Annotated in this window: 2 protein-coding genes and 1 pseudogene; 1 reads left to right on the top strand and 2 read right to left on the bottom strand. The window is 71.1% G+C overall.

The window, feature by feature from the left end; translation table 11 throughout:
* Positions 1–95: 95 nt before the first annotated feature.
* On the bottom strand, positions 96–1,751 hold the full coding sequence (locus AB0H87_RS38040) for an amidohydrolase (RefSeq protein WP_360157431.1): 1,656 nt from the start codon (positions 1,749–1,751) through the stop codon (positions 96–98).
* A 197-nt stretch (positions 1,752–1,948) separates the two neighbouring features.
* On the opposite strand from AB0H87_RS38040, the gene AB0H87_RS38045 reads away from it, so the two are divergent.
* Entirely contained in the window at positions 1,949–3,643 is a 1,695-nt protein-coding gene (locus AB0H87_RS38045) for a glycoside hydrolase family 9 protein (RefSeq protein ID WP_360157434.1), read from the top strand.
* A gap of 84 nt (positions 3,644–3,727) precedes the next feature.
* On the opposite strand, the pseudogene AB0H87_RS38050 reads toward AB0H87_RS38045, so the two are convergent.
* A pseudogene (locus tag AB0H87_RS38050) lies at positions 3,728–4,849 on the bottom strand (MFS transporter); the annotation flags it as partial.
* Between the last annotated feature and the right edge of the window lie 74 nt (positions 4,850–4,923).

A 4,923-nucleotide genomic window follows, 5' to 3' on the forward strand; every position in this document is an offset into this window, starting at 1 on the left:
GTCCGCCCGAGCGGGACCAGCTCGTCGGCGCGCACGCCGCGCACGATACCGCCACCGGTGGCCGGCGCGGTGTGCGCCGGCCACCGACGTGCCGCCTACCTGCCCGGGTAGGCGATGCCGAGCTGGTCCAGGTAGGTCTTGTAGCGGGACGGGTTGTAGTAGACCTTCTCCAGGCGTGGCCGCCACAGCTCCATCCGCTCGCGGTTGAGGTGGATGGCGGGCTTGTCGTCCGGGCCGATCAGCGGCTTGTACTTCCCGGCCTGCTCCGCCTGGAAGTACGCCTTCGCGTCCTGCACCAGAGTGGGCGTGAGCAACAGGTCGAGGACGGTCGTCGCGTACACCTTGGCGCAGGTGGTCGTGCCCTTGTGTGCGATCGGGGTGGCCATCGACAGCGCCTGCCACCAGGTGTGGCTCGGGCCGCCGCCCGGGATGTTCGCGGGGAACCGGATCGTGATCGTCGGCATCTTCCAGGAGATGTCACCGATGTCGTCGGAGCCGCCGCCCTGCCGGTACTGGTTCGGGATCGGGCCCGAGAGCCCGTCCACCTCCGTCGACAGGCCGCGCGGGGTGCTGCCGGCCGCCTCCTGGACCGCCCTGGCGTACGTGTGGTCGTCCGCGCTCCAGTTGGGCATGCCGACGAGTGCCATGTTCGCGGCCGCCGCCTCGGCCACGGGCCGGTTCATGTGCTGCGGCGACGCCGCGCCCAGCACCTGGATCTTCACCAGCTCGGTGTCGCTCATCTGGGCCGCGGCCCGCGCGATCTTCTCGGCGAGCTGCCGGAGCGCGATGATCTCGTCCGCGGTGTCCTCGCGCAAGTAGTACCAGACCTTCGCGATCTCCGGGATGACGTTCGGCTGGTCGCCGCCGTACGGGATGATGAAGTGGGTGCGTTGCTGGATGGGCAGGTGCTCGCGGCGGTACTCCATCCCCGCGGTCATCAGCTGCACGGCGTCGAGCGCGCTGCGCCCGAGGTGCGGTGAGGCGCCGTGCCCGGGCGATCCCTTGAAGGTGTACTCGAGCGAGAGCAGGCCGTTGCCGGAGCCGGCGCCCCAGTCCACCGACAGGCCGGACGAGACGTGCGCGAAGAGCGTGACGTCGACGTCGTCGAAGTACCCGTCGCGCACGTAGAAGGCCTTGGACCCCAGCAGTTCCTCGGCGACGCCCGGCCACACCTTGAGCGTGCCCTTGATGTTGTTGCGCTGCATCAGTTCCTTGAGGACGATCGCGCTGGCGACCACGGCCGCCATGCCGGAGTTGTGGCCCTCGCCGTGGCCGGGTGCGTGGTCGAAGCCCATCGGCTCGACGAGCGGGTTGCGGCCGATGACGCCCGGCTTCTGGCTGGCCCGCGGAATGCCGTCGATGTCGGACCCCATGGCGATCACCGGCCCGCCGGAGCCCCAGGTGGCCATCCAGGCCGTCGGAATGCCCGAGATACCCTCCTGGATGGAGAATCCGTTCTTACGGAGAATGGGAATCAGGTAGCGCTTGGTCTGGAACTCCTGGAATCCCAACTCCGAGAAACTGAAGAGCGAGTCGACGATCTCCTGGACGAGCTTGCTCCGCTTCTCGACGGCTTTGATCGCCTCCTGCTTCAACGCTTCCACTTTCGGGTCCCGCGGCGCGGCCGGCGGGGCCGCCGCCGCTGTTTCGGTGCCGCCGATCCCTGGTGCCACGGCGAGACCCGCGCCCGCCGCACCCATGAGACCGACCATCTGGCGACGGGTCAACCCACTTTTCGCCGTTTCGGACATGACGACTCCTCGCTCTGGTCCTATTGCGCGGAAAAGGGAGCGAGCACGCGGTGCTCAGCTGAATGAATCGGCGTTATCAGACTGATGATCTCCGATATCTGGATGCTTTCAGCCGGGTCGCCCCGGCGTCAATCAGCCGGTGTTCGCGATTGTTCGGCTGCGCGGGGCGGCCGGGACCGGCGCTAGCATCCCGTGACATGCGTGACGAAGCGCCGGCCGTGCTGGTCGGGCATCTGGGTTACGGGCTGGCCGCGGCCAAGGCCGCGGTCGCGGTCCTGCCCGACGGCCTGCCACCGCGGCGGGTCGAACTGCTCGCCGCATCCGGCACGCCGCCCGCGCCGCTGACGGTCGGACCGGTGCGGCCCGTGCCCGGCTGGACCACCGGTCCGTACGCCCGCGTCGAGCTGCCGCCGCTGCCCGCCGGGAGGTACCGGATCCGGCTCCGGGCGGCGGACGGCCGCGAGGCGACCTCACCGGAGTTCGAGGTCGCGGCGGACCGGATCCAGCGCCAGACCATGTCGGACGTCCTCGCCTACTTCAAGGCGATGCGGTCGAGCGGCGAGATCGACCGCAAGGACCGGCGGGCCGCGCTGTGGGGTGACGACTCGGGCCGCACCGTCGACGCCCGCGGCGGGTGGTTGGACGCGAGCGGGGACACGAGCAAGTTCCTCAGCCACCTCACGTACACCCGGACCATGTCACCGCAACAGACGCCGCTGTGCGTCTGGGCGATGACGGCCGCCCGGGACGCCCTCGCCGAGCGTCACCCCGCCCTGCTCCGCTCGCTCGGCCCCCGACTGCGCGACGAGGCGCTGTGGGGCGCCGACTTCCTGGTGCGTTTCCGCGCCCCGGAGGGCTACTTCTACACCGGGATCTTCGACGCCCTCACCAAACGGCTCGACGAGCGGGTGGTCACCGCCCCGCTCCCCGAATGCGTCCGCACCGACCGCTACCAGGCCGCCTATCGGCAGGGTGGCGGGTTGGCCATCGCCGCGCTCGCTCGCACGTCCACACTGGACGACGATGGCGACTTCAGCCGCGCCGACTACCTGACGGCCGCGCTGCAGGGCTTCCGCCATCTGGAGAAGCACAACCTCGACTACCTCGACGACCACGCCGAGAACATCGTCGACGACTACTGTGCGCTGCTCGCCGCGACGGAGCTCACCGCCGCGGGTGCCGGCGACGATGACGTACGCGCGGCCGCCGAGCGACGTGCGACCACTCTGCTGGACCGCTACGTGCGCTCGGGTCCTGGCTGGTTCCGCGCGGACGCCGAGGGACGACCGTTCTTCCACGCCGTCGAGGCGGGCTTGCCGGTGCTGGCGCTGCTGCGCTTCGCCGAGGTGCTCCCCCAGGCCCCGCAGGCCTCACGCGCCCGGGCGCTGGCGGTTGAGGCCACATTGGACACACTGCGGCGGACGGCGGCCGTGCCGAACCCGTTCGGCTACCCCCGCCAGCGCCTGCCGTCCGGGGATGCCTTCTTCTTCCCGCACGCCAACGAGACCGGCTACTGGTGGCAGGGCGAGAACGCGACCGTCGCCTCCCTCGCCGCCGCGGCGGCCGCCTGCGCGGCCCTCGACGGCACCGGCGACGACGACCGGGAGCGGCTGGCGGCTTTCGCCGACGACCAGCTCGCCTGGATCACCGGCCGCAATCCGTTCGACGCCTGCATGATCCAGGGCCGCGGCCGCAACAACGTCGACTACGAGTCGGATTTCCCGAACCTCCCGGGTGGCATCGTCAACGGGATCACGTCGGGCTGGTCGGACGAGAACGACATCGCCTTCCTGCCGTCCGAGGCGCCCGGCGGGGACTCGTGGCGCTGGGCGGAGCAGTGGATCCCCCATGCCGGATGGTTCCTGCTCGCGGTGGCCTCGGCCCGCGGCTGACCGCCGGCGTCCTCCCGCACGTGACCGCCACCCGGCCACCGCCTCCGCCGCGGCCGGCTCGGGTTGCGGCCGCACCAGTGATGCCGGCCCCTGGCCGGCGAGGAGACGGAAGCTCAGTCCCGCCACCACGCAGCCCGCGCCCTGCACGGTCAGGAGAGTGAGCACGTCGACCCGGTCGCCGAGGATGCCGGCGAGACCGGCGCCGATCACGGAGGCGATCGAAGCGCCCAGCCAGATCGCCGAGAACGCCCGGCCGCGCAGCCGGTCCGGGGTCTCGATCTGGAACAGCGTCCACATGGCACCCAGGTGGATGCCGACCGGGATGCCGACCACCACGAACAGGGCCAGGACCGGCCAGAACGTGGTGTCCCACCGCGGGTAGTTGAAGATGGCCACGTCGACCAGCCCGAACACGGTCCAGCAGAAGGTGATCAGTGGCACCGGGCGGAAGCGGGTGGTCAGCCGCGTCGCGGCCAGGCTGCCGATGATGCCGCCGACCGCCTGCGCCGACATGAGCCAGCCCAGCTCCCGTCCGCCGGCGTGCAGCGCGTCCGTGACGTAGACGGCGAACAGCGTGCCCATCATGCCCTCGCCCACCGACGAGACGGCGATGACGACGAAGATCGCCCGGACGATCCGGTTGTGCGCCACCGCGCGCAGGCCCTCCCCAAGCTCACGCCGGAGATCCCGGTCCGTCCCGGCCGCCGCGGCCCGGTGGCGGCCGCGGATCAGCCCGCAGAGTGCCGCGGCCACCGCGAACGTCGCCGCGTCGAGCACAGCCGCGCCGGCGAGCCCGCCCGCCACGGCGACGACGCCGCCGATCGCCGGCCCGACCAGCCGGGCCAGGTTGTTGTTGAGCGCGTTCAGCGCGTTGGCGGCCGGCAGCCGGGCGGCGTCCACGAGCTGGGGCAGCAACGCGTTCTCGGCCGGCTGGAAGAACTGCGCGAGCACCTGCGTCACGAACGCGACCGCCACCACGATCCACACCTCGTCGGCGGTACGCACCAGCAACAGCGGCAGCAGCACGATCACCTGGAGGACGTTGACGATGACGACGACCCGACGCCGGTCCCACCGGTCCACATAGACCCCGGCGACCGCGCCGGCGGTGATCGTGCCGAGCAGTGACGCGATCACCACGACGGACACGGCGGCGGGCGATCCGGTCAGTCCGAGGACCGCCAGCGGCAGGGCGATGCTGAGCACCCAGTTCCGCGACCTGTCGCACAAGAACGAGGTGCGCGCGCTGGTGCAGTCGGTGGTCGACGACGTCAACCGCC

It is taken from the genome of Asanoa sp. NPDC050611 (assembly GCF_040654855.1).
Classification (GTDB): domain Bacteria; phylum Actinomycetota; class Actinomycetes; order Mycobacteriales; family Micromonosporaceae; genus Asanoa.

Bases quoted from the DNA above. Each gene is read 5' to 3' on its own strand.
- AB0H87_RS38040 (WP_360157431.1), bottom strand. From the start codon at position 1,751: ATGTCCGAAACGGCGAAAAGTGGGTTGACCCGTCGCCAGATGGTCGGT.
- AB0H87_RS38045 (WP_360157434.1), top strand. From the start codon at position 1,949: ATGCGTGACGAAGCGCCGGCCGTGCTGGTCGGGCATCTGGGTTACGGG.